Origin of the sequence: Nonomuraea sp. NPDC050783, assembly GCF_040802095.1 — a bacterium.
Classification (GTDB): Bacteria; Actinomycetota; Actinomycetes; order Streptosporangiales; family Streptosporangiaceae; genus Nonomuraea.
Genome location: NZ_JBFAHK010000003.1, coordinates 59,723 through 75,961, shown reverse-complemented (window position 1 = coordinate 75,961; position 16,239 = coordinate 59,723). Strand labels below are relative to the sequence as shown.

At 72.5% G+C, this 16,239-nt stretch carries 14 protein-coding genes; 2 read left to right on the top strand and 12 right to left on the bottom strand.

The features are described from left to right. Positions 1–2: 2 nt before the first annotated feature. The 11 genes from AB0H75_RS08475 to AB0H75_RS08425 are packed head-to-tail and all read right to left on the bottom strand — an operon-like array spanning position 3 to position 12,258. The gene (locus AB0H75_RS08475) at positions 3–1,607 is read right to left on the bottom strand and encodes an FAD-dependent oxidoreductase (RefSeq protein WP_367792592.1); all 1,605 of its coding nucleotides are present in this window, start codon (positions 1,605–1,607) and stop codon (positions 3–5) included. After that, positions 1,604–3,442, bottom strand: coding sequence for a trehalase family glycosidase (locus AB0H75_RS08470; protein WP_367792589.1), 1,839 nt, complete (start codon positions 3,440–3,442; stop codon positions 1,604–1,606). Before AB0H75_RS08470 ends, AB0H75_RS08475 begins: the two co-directional genes overlap by 4 nt. Then, positions 3,439–4,227 carry an ATP-binding cassette domain-containing protein gene (locus AB0H75_RS08465; RefSeq protein ID WP_367792586.1) on the bottom strand — a complete coding sequence of 263 codons (789 nt, stop codon included), beginning with the start codon at positions 4,225–4,227 and terminating at the stop codon, positions 3,439–3,441. Before AB0H75_RS08465 ends, AB0H75_RS08470 begins: the two co-directional genes overlap by 4 nt. Continuing rightward, entirely contained in the window at positions 4,224–5,192 is a 969-nt protein-coding gene (locus AB0H75_RS08460; RefSeq protein ID WP_367792583.1) for an ABC transporter ATP-binding protein, read from the bottom strand. The genes AB0H75_RS08465 and AB0H75_RS08460 overlap by 4 nt, the downstream gene beginning before the upstream one ends. Next, positions 5,192–6,709 (bottom strand): ABC transporter substrate-binding protein, encoded by a 1,518-nt coding sequence (locus tag AB0H75_RS08455; protein ID WP_367792580.1) that lies wholly within the window; start codon positions 6,707–6,709, stop codon positions 5,192–5,194. The genes AB0H75_RS08460 and AB0H75_RS08455 overlap by 1 nt, the downstream gene beginning before the upstream one ends. A 33-nt stretch (positions 6,710–6,742) precedes the next feature. After that, positions 6,743–7,615, bottom strand: a complete 873-nt coding sequence (locus AB0H75_RS08450) for an ABC transporter permease (protein WP_367792577.1) — start codon at positions 7,613–7,615, stop codon at positions 6,743–6,745. Continuing rightward, entirely contained in the window at positions 7,612–8,535 is a 924-nt protein-coding gene (locus tag AB0H75_RS08445) for an ABC transporter permease (protein WP_367792574.1), read from the bottom strand. The genes AB0H75_RS08450 and AB0H75_RS08445 overlap by 4 nt, the downstream gene beginning before the upstream one ends. A gap of 28 nt (positions 8,536–8,563) precedes the next feature. Then, complete coding sequence (locus tag AB0H75_RS08440) at positions 8,564–9,877, bottom strand: FAD-dependent oxidoreductase (RefSeq protein ID WP_367792571.1); 1,314 nt, start codon at positions 9,875–9,877, stop codon at positions 8,564–8,566. Beyond that, entirely contained in the window at positions 9,874–10,560 is a 687-nt protein-coding gene (locus AB0H75_RS08435) for an SDR family oxidoreductase (protein WP_367792568.1), read from the bottom strand. Before AB0H75_RS08435 ends, AB0H75_RS08440 begins: the two co-directional genes overlap by 4 nt. Continuing rightward, positions 10,538–11,344: a sugar isomerase domain-containing protein gene (locus AB0H75_RS08430; RefSeq protein ID WP_367792565.1), complete on the bottom strand. Its 807-nt coding sequence runs from the start codon at positions 11,342–11,344 to the stop codon at positions 10,538–10,540. The genes AB0H75_RS08435 and AB0H75_RS08430 overlap by 23 nt, the downstream gene beginning before the upstream one ends. Beyond that, positions 11,344–12,258, bottom strand: coding sequence for an ROK family protein (locus tag AB0H75_RS08425; protein WP_367792562.1), 915 nt, complete (start codon positions 12,256–12,258; stop codon positions 11,344–11,346). Before AB0H75_RS08425 ends, AB0H75_RS08430 begins: the two co-directional genes overlap by 1 nt. 150 nt (positions 12,259–12,408) lie before the next feature. Between AB0H75_RS08425 and AB0H75_RS08420 the strand changes: the two genes are divergently transcribed. Together AB0H75_RS08420 and AB0H75_RS08415 are read left to right on the top strand one after the other, a co-directional pair. Further along, complete coding sequence (locus AB0H75_RS08420; protein ID WP_367792559.1) at positions 12,409–13,116, top strand: GntR family transcriptional regulator; 708 nt, start codon at positions 12,409–12,411, stop codon at positions 13,114–13,116. A gap of 17 nt (positions 13,117–13,133) precedes the next feature. Further along, on the top strand, positions 13,134–14,084 hold the full coding sequence (locus AB0H75_RS08415) for a phosphotriesterase (RefSeq protein WP_367792557.1): 951 nt from the start codon (positions 13,134–13,136) through the stop codon (positions 14,082–14,084). A gap of 627 nt (positions 14,085–14,711) precedes the next feature. Here AB0H75_RS08415 and AB0H75_RS08410 read toward each other — a convergent pair. Continuing rightward, the gene (locus tag AB0H75_RS08410) at positions 14,712–16,223 is read right to left on the bottom strand and encodes an ABC transporter substrate-binding protein (RefSeq protein ID WP_367792554.1); all 1,512 of its coding nucleotides are present in this window, start codon (positions 16,221–16,223) and stop codon (positions 14,712–14,714) included. Positions 16,224–16,239 lie beyond the last annotated feature (16 nt).

Here is a 16,239-nt window from a genome sequence, read left to right as displayed (position 1 = left end):
GGTCAGTACCCCCGCACCCGGGGCCAGGCCAGCTCGAAGCCGTCGGCGATCAGCTCGCTCTGGAAACGTTCGAGTGCCACGGGGTCCTCGTGCACCTGCTCGGGCTCCAGCCCGTGCTCAAGGCAGTGCGCCGCCAGCGCGCCGGCCGCCTCGCCGACGTTCCACTCGACCGGGTGCAGGCGGTAGCAGCCGTTGGTGATGTGCGTGGTGCCGAGGTTCTTGCCGGCGGCCAGCACGTTGCGCACCCGCTGGGGCAACAACGCTCCCAGGGGGATCTGGAAGGGACAGCTGGCCACGTCGATGTAGTTGTCGCCGCCGGTCGAGGGGTGCAGGTCGATGCGGTACATGCCGATCCCCACGCTGTCGGGACAGGCGACCGCGCCGTGCTCGCCGCGCACCGCGAGCGACAGGTCGTGCTCCACGATCGTGCGGCGGGCCCGGATGCGCCGCGACTCGCGGATGTAGGGGGCCTTGGCCAGGCCGTCGGGGGTGCCCATGACGTCGGGCCGCAGCCGCAGTCCCGGCCAGCCGGTGCCGCCGTCGGGCCGGGGCGCCTCCGTCTGCAGCCAGTACAGCATGCTGAGGGACTGGTCTCTCGCCCCCGCCAGGTGCGCGTCCCGCTCCTCGTCGGTCACCCCGATCAGCGGGCCGGGCAGGTAGTCGATCTGCGGCCAGTTGACGATGACGACATCGCTGGCGGCGAAGCCGGGCTCGAACACCTCGCGGCACACGATCCGCCGGAACACCCACAGGTCCGTGTCGCCGGGGTCGCGGCTCTGGTCGGCGACGACCGGACCCGCGGGGGCGTTCGGCACGAACCTGCGCGGTTTCGGCTCCAGCGTGCGCGGGTCGGGCGCGACCAGGCTGAGCAGCCGGTCGGGCCAGAACGGCGGCCGGTAGTCGCGCCAGAAGGCGTAGTCGTGCGGCCGGTCGACGGTGTGGTCCTCCCCGTCGCGGTGCTCCACGGCGAACACCCAGGAGAATGCCTGCATGTTGGCCGGCTGCGCCTCGCCGGGGGCGCTGGGCTCGCCCGTCTCCTTGCCGGACTCGAAGCCGGTGACGTGCTCGATCGCGGCCAGCGGCAGCAGGTCGCCCAGCTCGGTGGCGTCCAGCACGTACGGCGCCCGCACGTGGAACCGCTCCCCGTCCGGGCCCGCGAAGGTCACGCCGGTGACCCGGTCGCCGTCCACGTCCGCCGCCACCGGCCGGTGCCGGTAGCGGATCGTCAGCCGGCCCGCCGCGAGGTAGGGGCCGACCATGGCGGCCAGCACCGAGGCCGCCACCCGGGGCTCGCAGCAGAGCCTGCTGACCGTGCCGCGGCCGGGGTTCAGGTCGGGCGCGGCCAGGGACTCCCTGGTCAGGGGATACCAGGTGCGGTAGTGCTCGCGGATGGAGTCGCGCAGCCGGCGGTAGGAGCGGGTCGCGCCGAACTGCTCGATCCACGGATGCTCGTCCGGCGGTACGCCCTGGCTGGTGAGCTGCCCGCCCAGCCAGTCGCTCTCCTCGGTGAGCAGCACGGTCCGGCCGCGCCGCAGCGCGGCCAGCGCCGCGGCGACCCCGCCCATGCCGCCCCCGGCCACCAGGACGTCGGCCCGAGCCTCCCTCATGCCGCGCCGCCCTTCGAGAAGAAGCCGATCTCGCCGCGTTCCATGAGGACGATGAGGCTGAGCAGGGCCCCCCAGGTCTGGAACGGCTCGCTGTTCGGCTTGTCGCACGCGCCGCCGTGGATGCTGGAGTAGTTCTCGTGCACGTGGCGGTGCTGGTTCCACTCCTTCAGCACCAGCCGCGAGCTGCCTTCGGCCAGCCATCCGGCCGCGCCGCGCTCCCCGGCCCGCAGCAGTCCCAGGTAGACCAGGAAGTTCACCGGCGGCCAGGCCCGGCCCGACCAGTAGCTGCCGTCGCTGAGGTCGACCGGCTCATGGCGCGGGGAGGACGGCAGGATCCACTCGCCGCCGAACCCGTCCTCGGTCAGCAGATGCTCGGACACCATCCGGGCGGCCCGCTCGCCCAGGCCGACACCGGCCAGGAGCGGGTAGAAGCTCATCGTGGACAGCCGCTCGGTGTGCAGGCCGGTGTCGGTGCGCCTGCTGCGGTAGATGCCGCTCGGCTCGTCCCACAGCGACTCCATGGCCGCGGTCACGGTCGCGTGCCGCTCGCGCAGCTCCGATGCGGCCTCCCGCTCGCCGAGGACGTCGGCGATGGCCGCCAGCGCCTCGCAGTCGGCCGCGTAGAGGCTGTTCAGGCCCACGTCGTGGGCGGCGAGCAGGCTCTTGGAGGTGTCGAAGGGCACGTCGTCGAAGACCGGGTGCCCGTCCCAGCCCGTCTCGCACGTCGCGCCGAAGTGCTGGTGAATGCGGGGGATGTCCTGCGGCGAGGGGAACTCGGGGTCGAAGTACGTGGAGCCCGCGCACAGCAGGTCGCCGTCCCGGCGTACTCGCCACCACCAGCGGTTCCAGGCCAGCAGCGGAGCGAAGGTCTCCTCCAGGAACCACCTGTCGCCGAAGCGGCGGTAGAGCTCCAGGACCACCAGCGAGCCCACCGGCGGCTGCGACCCGTCGTAGGTCTTGCGGCCCGTGCCCTGCTCGACGTTCGGGACGAAACCCTCGGGCGTGAGCGCCCTGAGCATCTCGATCGTGTTGACGTAGGCCAGCTCCCTGCTCGACACGGCCGCCAGCAGCGCGTTGAAGAACGCGTCCCAGCAGAACAGCGCGTAGCCGCCGCGCTTGCCGACGTTCCAGAGCCGGCTGACGGTGGTGATCACCCTGGATCTGGCCGGCTCGAAGATGGTGTTCCAGGAGATGGCGTCCCTGACGATCTCGCGGTGCTGGGCCAGCGGGTCCGCGCCGGCCTCGCCGAGAGCGGCGGAGGCCCGCGCGACGATCCGCGCGATCTCCGGCAGGTCGCGGGCGCGGCCGGTGCTGATCCCGAGCGCGCCGGTCAGCTCCATCGCCAGGTACGGGCCGTCGATGTCGGCGTAGGGGTCGTCCACGTGCGTGGCCGTGCCGTGGACGGTGACGATCCCGCCGGGACCCTCGGCGGTCAGCCGCCCGCCCTCGCGGCTGACGGTGCCCGGCCGGTTCCACAGGTAGCCGGCGGCCACGGTCAGCAGCGCGCTCTTGGGCTGATTGGCGGTGGGGGTCACCAGCACGACCAGGTCGTCGCCCGCGTGCGCGGTCTGGACGCGGATCGTGATGCCCGCCCAGCTCACGGTCGTCTCGGTGTAGCTGCCGTCGTAGGCGTGGCGGCCCAGGGTGACGGTCTCGGCGCCGTCGGCGCGGCGGCCGATCTGCGCGGTGCGCAGGGACGTGCCCCGGTAGTACTCCTTCAGTCCGAGCGACAGACTCAGCGCGTCGGGGAGGCGGACCTGCGTGAGCACGCTGCGCGTGTCCCAGGTGTTCCAGCCCCGGGCGAGCGAGGACTGGACGGTGGCGTAGTGCGTCATGTCATCCCTATGTCGTTCAGTTCCAGGGCCGCGTCGAGCAGCGCCCGGGTGTACTCGTGCCGTGGGTCCGCGAACACCGTGCCGGCGGGGCCCTGCTCGACGATCCGGCCGGCCCGCATGACCACCACGCGGTCGGCGATCTGGTGGACGACGCCGAGGTCATGGCTGATGAACAGCATCGACAACCGCCGCGTCTCGCGCAGCTCGACCAGCAGCCGCAGCACCTGCGACTGCACCGACACGTCCAGCGCGGACACGGCCTCGTCGCAGACGAGCAGCCGCGGTGACAGCGCCAGCGCGCGGGCCAGGCTGACCCGCTGGCACTGGCCGCCCGACAGCTGGGCCGGGTAGCGGTCGGCGGCCTCGCCGTCCAGGCCGACGCCCGCGAGCGCGGCCTCGACGGTGTCCGCGCGCGGCCCCGGCGGCGCGACCGACGGGTGCGTGAGCCAGGCCTCCTCGATGATCGCGCCGACCTTCATGCGGGGGTTGAGCGACGACCGCGGGTCCTGGAACACCATCTGGATCGCCCGCTTCAGCTCGGGCGGGCGGCGGGCGGGCAGCGGGGCGCCCTCGAACGTCATCGCCCCCGCGTCGGGACGCCGCAGGCCGACCACGCACCGGGCGAGCGTGGTCTTGCCCGACCCCGACTCGCCGACCACGGCGACGATCTCGTTCTCGCCGACGGTGAAGGCCGCGTCATCCACGGCGGTGAACCGGGCCCTGCGCAGCAGGGAGCCCCGTACGGGAAACGTGACGCGCAGGCCCTCCACGGCCAATACCGTCATGACAGCACCTTCTCGGCCTCGTGGCAGGCGCTCCACCGCCCGGGGGCGACCTCGCGCGGCCGGGGGATCTCGGAGCGGCAGCGGCCGGTCGCGAGGGGGCAGCGCGGATGGAAGGCGCAGCCGGACGGCCGCCGGGCGGGCACGGCGGCCGTGCCGGGCAGCGGGTCGGCGATCGCGGTCCTGGTGCGGACCGCGGGCACGCTGCGGACCAGCGCCCTGGTGTAGGGGTGCGCGGGGCGGCCGAGCACGGAGGCGGCGCTGCCGCGCTCGGCGACGCGGCCGGCGTACAGGACGACGAGGTCCTGCGCGACGTGCGACATCACCCGCAGGTCGTGGCTGACCAGCAGCATCGCCGCGCCCTCCTCGACCTGCAGCTTGCGCAGCAGCCCGAGGACGCGGGCCTGCACGGTCACGTCGAGCGCGGTCGTCGGCTCGTCGGCGAGGACGAGGGACGGGTGCGCGATCATCGCCATGGCGATCATGGCGCGCTGCCGCAGCCCGCCGGAGAACTCGTGCGGGTAGTCGCGGGCGCGGCGAGCCGGATCGGGGACGCCGACCCGGTCGAGCATCTCGACGACCCTGTCACGCACCTCGGCCCGCGGTACCCCGGAGCGCCGCAGCACCTCGCCGACCTGGCGGCCGATGCGCTGGGTGGGGTTCAGCGACGCCATCGGGTCCTGGAAGATCATGGAGATCTCGTGGCCGCGCAGGGCACGCAGCCGTTCCGGACCGCAGGTGACCAGGTCCGTGCCGGCGAACGAGATCGACCCGCCGACAGCCGCCCCCTCGGGCAGGAGGCCGATGACGGACATCGCGATCATCGTCTTGCCGCTGCCGGTCTCGCCGATCAGGCCGACGGTGACGCCCGCCGGGACGTCGAACGACACCTCGTCGATGACCCGCACCGGGCCGCCCTGGCCCGGAAGGTCCACCGACAGGCCGGTGATCCTGAGCAGGTCGTTCATCAGTTTCCCGACCCGGTGGCCTTGGAGAAGTCCGGGTAGCCCAGGGCGTCGAGGGTGAAGCCGGACACGTTCTCGTTCCACACGTAGGAGACCTTCGACGTCATCGGGAACATGCCGACCGCGTCATCCCAGATGATCCTGGATGCCTGGGCGTACAGCCCCTTCCGCTCGTCCTGGTCGGTCGCGGAGCCCGCCTTGGCCAGCAGCTCGTCCAGGTCGGGGTTGCAGTAACCGGTGCGCTTGGCGGCGCACGGGTACAGGCGGCCGAGGTTGGTGGCGGCGTCGTAGCCGGCGGTGCCGAGGAGCTGGAAGTTGACGTCCCACTTCATCGCCAGCAGGTCCTCGATGAAGACCGCCTGCTCCTTCTGCAGCAGGTCGGCCCTGACCCCGATCTTCGCCCAGGAGGAGACCACCGCCTGCAGGAACGGCTTGAACTGGGCCTGCCCGAACTGCAGGCGCAGGGGCTTGTCGAAGGGGTAGCCCGCCTCTTCGAGCGCCTTCTTGGCGGCGCCGGGGTCGTAGGCGATGGGCGTCTGCGGCGCGTACCCGAAGACCGTCGGCGCCAGCGGCGAGTCGGCCGGCTGGCCGGTCACCGGGTAGAGCTGCTTGATGATCGTGCCGAAGTCGACCGCCTGCCACAGAGCCCTGCGGACCTTCGCCTCCTTCAGCGCCGGGGTGCCGGAGTTGAACCACATGGTGAAGTTGCCGTTGCTGGGCACCGCCTCCACCTTGAGCGAGGCGTCGGAGCGCAGTGCCGGGATCTGGTCGTCGGGCACGCCCCAGACCACGTCCACCTCGCCGGTCCGCAGCGCGGCGAGCTTGGCGGCCACGTCGGGGATGCTGCGGATCGTCAGGGACTTCACCGTGGGCGCGCCGCCCCAGTAGTTGGGGTTGGGCACCATCTTGAGCTCGGCGCTCGGCTTGAACGACTCCACCATGAACGGCCCCGAGGCGACCGGCTTGGCGAAGTACGACGCGGCGTCCGCCGGAACCCCCGACGGCAGCACGAACAGCGTCGTCAGCTTGCCCGGCAGGGCGGGATCCGGGGCCGGCGAGGTGAAGGTGACCGTGGTGTCCGAGCCCGCCTTGGCGGTGACGCCCTTGTAGTTGGCGGCGTACGGGCCGTTGATCTGGATCAGCCGGTCGAACGAGGCGACGACGTCCTCGGCGGTCAGTGGACTGCCGTCGGAGAACTTCAGCCCGCCGCGCAGGGTGAAGTCCCAGCTCCTGGCGTCGGCGCTCGGCTTCCACGCCTCGGCGAGGTCGGGCACGAGCTTGCCGGAGGCGTCCGGCTTGGCCAGCCGGCCGTAGATCTGCTGGCCGGCCAGCTCCTTGCCGGCCGAGCCGCCCTGCGCCGAGCCGGGGTCGATGTTGTCGATGACGAACGTGCCGCTGGCGACGATCGCCTGACCGGCGGCGTTCCGCCCGGCTCCGCCGCCGCTGCCGATCGAGCAGGCGGACAGGGCCAGAGCGATCGTGAGGAGCCCGGCGGCTCGCAGGCATGGGGTGATGGACATGAGCTTGCTCCAGGAATCCGGGGGTTTCGTGCACTACCGGGATCGGGCGCGGCCGTACCGGGCGGTCAGGGTGTCGCCGAGCAGGCCCACGCTGATGACCAGCACGGACAGGGCCAGGCCAGGCGCCGCGGAGATCCACCACGCCGAGTTGAGATACTCCTTGCCGTTCGCGACGGTCTGGCCCCACGACACCGAGGACGCGGGCAGCCCGATCCCCAGGAAGCTCAGGCCGGCCTCGGCCAGGACGACGAGGGCGAACTCGAGGGTGGCCATCGCCACCAGCGGGCCCACCGTGAAGGGCATGATGTGCCGCCCGAGCAGGCGCCGGGGACGCACGCCGAGGAGCCTGGCCGCGTCGACCCAGTACCGCTCGCGCACGCTCAGCACGACGCTCCTGGCCACCCGCGCGAAGGAGATCCAGCCGGTGACCGACAACGCCAGGATGATCACCCACAGGCTCGGCGTGAACACCCCCGCGATGACGATGGCCAGCAGGATCCCGGGAAAGGCCTGCAGGATGTCGACCAGCCGGGTCAGCACCGAGTCCACCCAGCCCCGGTAGTAGCCCGCGACGCAGCCGATCGCCACGCCGACCAGCAGGCACACCGTGACCGTGGTCAGGCCGATCAGGACCGAGGTGCGGGCGCCGTAGACGACCTGGGCGAACACGTCGCGGCCGAGCGCGTCCGTGCCGAGCGGGGCCGTGCCGCCGGAGGAGGTGACCGCCCCGGGGGACAGCAGCCGGTCCTCCAGCGGCGTCCGCACGGGGTCGTAGGAGATGAGCAACGGACCGGCCACGGCCACGAGCAGGTACAGGCCGATGACGACCGCCGGGACGAGCCCGCTTCGCCGCCGCGCGCGCCGGGCCGCGACGAGACCGGAGAGGAAGGCGGGCACGACCGTCATGACGCCGCCCTGATCCGCGGGTCCAGCTGCGCGTACAGCAGGTCCGCGAGGAGGTTGAGCAGCACGATGATCGCGGCGATGGTGAGCGTCGCCGCCTGCACGACCGCGTAGTCGCGGTTGCCCACCGACTCGACGACGAGCGTGCCCAGGCCCGGCCAGGCGAAGACGTTCTCCACCACGACCGCGCCGCCGAGCAGCGCGCCGATCTGCAGCCCGACCACCGTGGTCACCGGGATGAGCGCGTTGCGCAGCACGTGCCCGGTCAGGACCTCGCGCGGCGTGAGCCCCTTCGACAGGGCCGTCTGCACGTACGGCTCCGCCATCGCCTCCGCGATGCCGCTGCGCGCCACCCTGGCCACGATCGCCGTGAAGGGGAACGACAACGTCACCGCGGGCAGCACGAGGCTGCTGAGGCTCTGCGCCCCCGACGTCGGCAGCAGCCGCAGCCCCAGGGCGAAGACGAGGATCAGCATGATGCCGATCCAGAACGTCGGGAACGATTGCAGCACGATGGTCAGCGTCGTGACGATCCGGTCCTGGCCGGAGCCGGCCCGGATGCCCGCGGCCGAGCCCAGCAGCAGCCCGGCGAGGACGGAGATCACCGCCGAGGTGAGGGTCAGGTCGACCGTGGCGGGCAGCCGGGACACCACCGCGTCCATCGCCGAGGTCGCCAGGCGGTAGGAATCGCCGAAGTCGAGGTGCAGGGTCCTGCCGAGGTAGTCCCCGTACTGCAGCAGGATCGGCCGGTCCAGCCCGAGCCTGGTACGCAGGGCCGCCATCTGGGCCGGCTCGGCGTCCGGGCCCAGCAGCACCGTGGCCGGGTCGCCGGGGGCCACGCGTACGATCAGGAAGATCAGCGTGGCGGCGCCCCACAACACGACCACCCCGGCCAGCAGGCGGCGGATGACGAGGGTCAGCATCGCGTGACCCGTGCGGGACAATGGATGATCACGTCGGAAATCTCCCGTCCACGTGAGCGGAATAGGGCCGGTCGAGCAGCGCGCCGCCGGTTTCCAGCGCGGTGCGGAGCTCGGCCACGTCGATGTCGGCGGGCGGCCGGCCGGACCCGGCCGCGATGGCCGCGGCCGTCCCCGCCGCCTGTCCCATGGCCATGCACTGCGCCATCGACCGGACCGAGGCGTGCGCGTCGTGGGTGGCCGACAGGCACCGCCCCGCGACGAGCAGCCCCACGACGTCCTGGGGCAGCAGGGACCGGTACGGCACGCCGTAGGTCAGCCCGGCCGGCTCGCCGCCGACGTAGCGCCAGATCGTCGAGGAGCCGGCGGCGTGGTCCTCGATGGGCGCGCCGCACTGGGCGATCTCGTCCGGGAAGCGGCGGCCGGACAGCACGTCGTCGCGGGTCAGCACGTGGCGGCCGATCAGCCGGCGGCTCTCGCGCACGCCGATGCGGGTGGAGACGCCCATCAGGTACGCCCGCTCGTAGCCGGGGACGCGTTCGCGCAGGAAGCGCACGTATTCGCGGACCTGGCGACGGCCCTCCCGCTCGGCCTCGGACAACTCCCAGGGGTCCAGCGGGTTGACGTCGCTGACGCGGGTCATGTTCGTGTGCACCACGCCCGGCGACACCGTGCGGTGGGCCGAGCCCTCGGTCCGCGGCAACGCGTACGCGCCGGACTCCGCGGCCTCGCGCATCAGCCGGTGCAACTCCGCCGTGGGCGTCGCCGTCAGGTCCACGCCGCCCAGCCGGAAGGTGGCGGTCAGCGGCTGCACCCGCTGCTCGCCGTCGGGCCGCTCCACCGCGGCGCCGGCCCGCCAGGCGATCTCGGCGTCGCCGCTGGCGTCCACGAACACGGTGGCGGTGATCCGCCCGCTGCCCGCCTTGGTCTCGGCGACGAGCCCGGCGATCCGGTCGCCGTCCATGACGACCCGGCAGGCCGTGGCGTGCAGGAGCGTCTCGACGCCCGCCTCGCCGGTCAGCTCGTCCCAGGCCAGCTTGAGCGCCTCCGGCTCGTACGTCACGCCGGTGCCCGCGCCGTAGGTGTTGGGCCGCTCGAACGCCTGCTCCCAGCCCAGCAGCCGCTCGCACAGCTCCCAGCCGATCCCGCCGACCACCCGGTCGGCGCGACCGGGGGCATAGAAGCCGTAGAACGTGTCGAGCACGGCCGCGCCGGTGCCGCCGAGGAACCCGGCGGCCTCCACGAGCAGGGTACGCGCGCCGGAACGCGCCGCGGCGACCGCGGCGGCGCACCCGGCCGACCCGCCGCCGACGACCACGACGTCGCCCTCCCAGAGCTCCCTCATCGCAGATGCCACCCCCCGTCCACGGGGACGACCGCGCCGGTCGTCCGGCCGGCCGCGGGCGACAGCAGCCAGGTCACGGCGTCCGCGACCTCCTGCGGCGTGCACGGCGTGCCGCCGAGCGGCATCAGCTCGGCCATCCGCGCCACGATCCGCTCGGACTCCAGCGCGCGCCTGGCCATGGGGGTGTCCACCAGCCCGGCGGCCACCAGGTTCACCCGGACCCCCGCCGGCGCGGCGTCATAGGCCGCCGAGCGCACCAGAGGGATCAGCGCGCCCTTCGCGCTGGCGTACGCCACGGTGCGGAAATCCCGGTCCAGGGACGTGGCCAGCGCCGAGCCCACGATCACGACGGAGCCGCCGCGCCCCAGCCTCGGGATCGAGGCCCGCAGCAGGCGGAAGACGGATTCGTGGTTGACCCGGTGAGTCTCCGCCCACGCCTCGTCGGTGCACTCGGCGACGCGGCCGTCACCGAGCCGGCGGCCCGACATGCCGATCGCGTGGACGACGCCGTCGAGCCCGCCGAGCGCTTCGCGCGCCTGCTCGACGGCCGCCTCCGCACCGCCGGGAAGGGTGACGTCCGTCGTGCCGGCGTCCACGCCGTACACCCGGCCGCCCGACTCCCGGACGGACTCGGCGCACGCCCTGCCGATGCCCCCCTGGTCACCGGCCACGAGAACCCGCATCGCCCACCTCCTCACCGGCTCCGCGCAGCGCCGCGGCCGCGCGCCGGGCGAAGTCGTGATAGGCCGCCTCGAACAGCTCGGAGCTGCGCGCGTCACCCACCAGCCGGGAACTGGTGATGACCGGCGGGACGCCGCCGTCGGCGGCCAGCAGGCGGGCCGAGCGCACCTTGATCTCGTTGACGACCGCCACGGCGGTGAGCGTGCTGACCGGGCCGATCGGCTCGGCCACCCCGTCCACGGGGCACAGCGCGTCGCCGACCGGCGAGCACAGGTCGATCACGACGTCCGCGTGGTCGGCCAGACGGGTCCCGCTCGGGTGGCGGGCCGGGCTCGCGTGCGTCTCGGCGAGGGAGGTCACGGCGATCACGGGAAGGCCGGCCTGCCTGGCGCCCATCGCCATCTCGATCGGGACGGCGTTCAGGCCGCTGACGCTGAAGACCATCAGGCTGTCCTGCGGCCGGAGCCGGAAGTTGGCCAGGATCTGGCCGGCGAGCCCCTCGACGCGCTCGATGAACATGGCCTGGCGCTGCCCGTTGGCGCCGACGACCTGGTTGTGGAAGGTCATCGACAGCTCGACGATGGGATGGAATCCCGGGAACGATCCGTAGCGAGGGAAGATCTCCTCCACGGGCATCCGGGAGTGGCCGGTGCCGAAGGCGTACACGACCCCGTCACGGGCGATCGAGCGCGCCGCCAACTCCGCCGCCCGCGCGAGGGCGTCCTCCTGCGTGCGTTGGACCTCCTCCAGCACCTTCATGGCCGCGGAAATCCAGCTCAAAGTCATCAGATGTCTCCGTTGGTCGAGTGAGGCGCACGGGGCGCCGCGGCAAGGGCGGCTCCGAGTGCGCCGGCTCCGGAGCCCAGCTCGGCCAGGCGAAGATCCACCCGTCCCACCAGCCGCACGCGGGTGGCCAGCTCCGCCTCGACGGCCGGCCTCATGAACGTGAAGGCAGGCGCCACTCCACCGCCGATGACGACGGCCGAGACGCCCGAGTAGGCGACGACGTTGCCCAGGACCAGCGCGAGCGCGCTGCCGGCGGTCTCCAGGACCGACCGCTCCAGACCGTCGGATCGCTCGGCTTCGCGGACCACCTCCTCCGGGGTCCCGGCCCGGCCGCCGCCGGCGCGTACCGCGGTGACCAGCGCGGAGCCGCCCGCGACGGCCTCCAGGCAGCCCTGGGAGCCGCAGCCGCACGCGGGCCCGCCAGGGCGGCAGATCATGTGCCCCAGCTCGCCCACACGGTCGCCGCCGGCCCGCAGGACGCGCCCGCCGAGCGCGAGCGCGCCGCCGATGCCCGTGCCCATCGTCACGAACAGGACGTCCTGCCACCCCCTCGCCGCCCCGAGCTTGAGCTCGGCCAGCGCGAAGGCCCGCGCGTCGTTGACGAGCCGCACGCGCACACCGGTCCTGGACTCCAGCTCCGCTGCGAAGGGCAGCCCTTCCCACGGGCCGGGCAGGTTCGGCAGGAGGCGGACGGCACGCAGATCGTCGGTCAGGTGCCCGGGCACCGCCACTCCGGCGGTCCCGGCCTTGCCGCCGCCGACCAGCTCGGCGACCGCGGACAGCACGGCGGGCGGGCCCGAGCGCGGCGTCGGCAGCTCGCCGTGGTCGAGCACTCCCGCGCCGGGGGACCAGAGCACCCACTTGATCTGAGTGCCGCCGACGTCCACGCCGAGAACAGCGCTTTCTTCGTCCACGCTCAAGCTCCCGTATCGACCGGTATAACCTGTCTAGACTGGTGCCTGAAGGTAGCTTTCGGATCCGGGCTTCGTCAAGGGGTCTTGTGGCCACGGCAACCCGTCTAGACTGGCCCGCATGATTCGTGGACGAGCAGCTATGGGGCGGCCATGACGCGCAAATCGATTCCTCGGCATCAGGCCGTCGAGCGACACCTGCGTAGTCGCATCGCCAACCTCCGCCCCGGCGACGCCGTCGAGTCCGACTCCGAGCTGTCCGCCCTGTTCAACGTCAGCAGGATGACCGTGCGGCAGGCCGCGCAGCGCCTGGTCGACGAGGGGCTCATCTACCGGGTGCCCGGCGTCGGCACCTTCGTCGCCGAGCCGAAGGTGCACCGCGACATGGCGCGGCTGCGCTCGTTCACCGAGGAGATGGCGCGGCGCGGCGCGGTCGCGGGCTCCCGCGTGCTGTCGGCCGAGCTGCGCGCCGGCACGGCCGACGAGCTGGCCGCGCTTCATCTGGCCCCGCGTTCGACGGTGACGCACGTCCGCCGGCTGCGGCTGGCCGACGGCAGACCCGTGGCCATCGAGAACGTCGTCCTGCCCATGTCCTGCAGCGCCGTGCTGAACGAGGACCTCGAGCACAGCTCGCTGCACGAGGCGCTGCGCACCCTCGGCGAGATCCCCACCAGCGCCACCGGCACCCTCGTCGCCGTCAACGCCGGCGCGGAGGACGCCGAGCTGCTCCAGGTCGAGCCGGGCGCGGCGCTGCTCGTCGAGGAACGGCTGATCGTCAACCAGAACGGCCAGCCCCTGGAGAAGACCCAGACGCGTTACCTGGGAGACGAGTTCGTCTTCCACGTCACGCTGGCGCGCTAGCGAGCGGAGGATCTGACGTGAGCGAGGTCATGACGGTCCTCGGACCGGTGGCCGCCGCGGAACTCGGCTACGTCGACGCGCACGAGCACCTGTTCCTGCGCACCCCGGCGCTGCCCGGCGACGAGTTCATGGACGCGGCGAGGTCCACGGCCGAGGCGACGCGGGTCCGGGCCAGCGGCATCGGCACCGTCGTGGACCTGACGCCCATCGGCCTGGGCCGCCGCCCGGCCGAGCTGGCCGAGCTGTCCGTCGCGTCGGGGCTGCACGTCGTGGCGGCCACGGGCTACCACCGCTCGGCCCACTACCCCGCCTCCCACTGGGCCCGCGAGGTCCCCGACGACCTGCTCCTCGACATCGTGCTCACCGACCTCACCAGCGGCATCGACGGGCGTGACTGGGCGGGCCCGCGCCCCGTGCCGACGACCGTCCGTGCCGGGATCGTGAAGCTCGGCGCCTCCTATCAGCGCATCACGGCCGACGAGGACCGCTGGTTCCGGGCGGGCGCGCAGGCCGCCGTGCGAACCGGGGTGCCGGTGGCCGTGCACTGCGAGACGGGCACGGCGGGCCACGAGATCCTCGACAGGCTGGCCGAACTGGGCGTCGCCGCCCCACGAGTCCTGCTGTGCCATCTCGACCGCAACCCGGACCTGGAGCTGCACCGCGAGCTGGTCTCGCGCGGCGCCTACCTCGTCTACGACACCGTGGGCCGGATCAAGTACGGGCCGGACACGCGCATCCTCGACCTCGTCGAAGGCATGGCGGGCGCTGGGCTGGCCGATCACCTCTGCCTGGGCACGGACGTCGGCCGCCGCTCCATGCTCCGCGCCTATGGGGGAGCGCCTGGGATGGACGTGCTCGGCCGGTCCTTCCTGCCGCGTCTCGAACGTCGGCTGGGACGCGACGTCGTCGACCTGATCATGCGGGAGGCGCCGGCCGCCCTGCTCGGGTCGCCCGGACCGCCGGGATGAGCACGCGACCACGCCCGGCATGGTGTCGGCCTGGCGGTCGGCGAGCGCGTCACGGTGGGCGGGTACCCCGGGCTGAGCGCGGTGCTGCCGGCGGGGGTCGAGCCGTCGAGCACCCGCCGTTGCACACCGGCGGCGTCCAGCGCGGCGGCCACCGCGTCGTCGGCCGGGCCGTGCACGACGCGTACCTGGCATCCCGCCGACGCCGGCGCCGCGAGCCGGTCCACGATCGCGATTGTTCCAGTAGCTGGTGGAGTTGACGTCGGTGAGGTTGTCCGAGGCCTGGACGACGACGTCGCGCCGGCCGCCGGTCTGCGAGAAGAGCGAGAACTTGTTGTGCATGCCCTTGGTGCCCTGGCAGGAGGTGGTGCTGCCTTCCGGGCTCATGTGGCCGCAGACGTGCACCCACGACGTGGCCGACTCGTCGGCGCCGGTCTCGACCGGTACGTCGGCGGCGTTGCGGCAGGCGCTGCGGGCGGGCTCCGGCAGGGCGGTGGCCTGCGCGGCGGAAACGTTGATCGTCTGCGCGGACAAGGGGGTCAAGGCGGCAAGGCCGGCCAGTACGGCAGGGCGGAGGGGACGGATTCGAGGCATGGGGTGGTTCCTTGTGCCGAGGGTGGGTGGAGGGCGCTATCCGACGGACACCTGCGAGAAGTCCGGCCGTCCGCTGACCGGCATCTCCAGTCCCTTGACGTTGTCGCGGACGGCGTAGTTGTTCTTCAGATCCACCGGGAAGATGCCGACCGCGTCCTCCCAGATGATCTTGTCGGCCTGGGCGTACAGCGCCTTGCGCTCGTCCTGGTCCAGCGATCCGCGCGCCTTCGCCAGGATCGAGTCCAGCTCCTTGTTGCAGTAGCCCATCCGCTTGGCCTCACAGGTGTACAGCCGGTTCAGGGTGAAGTCGGCGTCACCGGTGCCCGTGGTGTTGGTCTGCAGGTTCATGTCCCACTTGAGCGCGCCGAAGTCCTTGAGCCAGGTCGCCCGCTCCTTCTCCTGTGGCCGCACCTTGATGCCGGCCTTTTCCCAGGCCGAGATGAACGCCTGCGCCAGGGCCCTGATGTTCGGCCCGCCCGCCAGCGGCCACTGGATCGTGGTGGTGATGCCGTCGGGGTACCCGGCCTCGGCGAGCAGCTTCCTGGCCAGGGCGGGATCGTAGGAGTACGGTTCGAGCTCGGCCGATCCGAAGACCGCCTGGGTGACCGGCGACCGGGCCACCGTGCCGAGGTCCCCGAACAGGTCGCCGACGATGCTCCTGACGTCGATCGCGTGCACCATGGCCTGGCGGACTCTGACGTCGTCGAACGGCTTGTTGTTCTGGTTGAACCAGATGAAGTAGTAGTTGAAGCTCGGGCCGGTCCCGTACCTGATCCCGTCCACGCCCGACACCTCGGCCACCTGGTCCGGCGGGATCGAGGCGAGCACGTCCACCTCGTCGTTGTTCAGCGCGGTGATCCGGGCCGAGATCTCCGGCATGTTGAGGATCTCCAGCTTCGCCACCTTGGCCTTGGCGCCCCAGTACGTGTCGTTGCGGCTGAACTCCACCTTGTCGTCGGGGCTGAACGAGTCGAACGTGAACGGCCCGGTGCCGATCGGTTTCCGCCAGTACGCGTCGCTGGTGACCTTGTCGCCCTGGCCGATGAACACCAGGGACAGGGTGCTGGGCAGGGTGCCCAGCGGCGCCGAGGTGTGGAACGTCACCGTGTGGTCGTCGGTGGCGTCGATGCCGGTGATGGAGGCCAGCAACGGGGCCAGCGGCCCCTTGAGGCTGACCAGCCGTTCCACGGACCCCTTGACGTCCCTGGCGGTGAAGGGCCTGCCGTCGCTGAAGGTCACCCCGTCGCGAAGGTGGAACACCCACGTCTTCGGGTCGGGGCTTTCCCACGACGTGGCCAGCTTCGGGGCCGGCTGCCCGTCCTTCATGGCCGTGAGCGTCTCCAGCCCCTGCTGGACGGCGGTCTGGACGGCCTCCTCCGCCGGGTACTGCTGGACGTCGAGCGACACGGGGAACAACTGCGGCGCGTAACGCAGCACCCGCTCCTCGCCCGCGGAGCCGCCGGAGCCGCCGGGGCCGCCGCAGGCCGTGAGGCCGATCACCAGGGCGACCGCGACGAGGCAGCCCCTGGCCCGGGATCGTGCGAACATTGCCAATCTCCTTCTG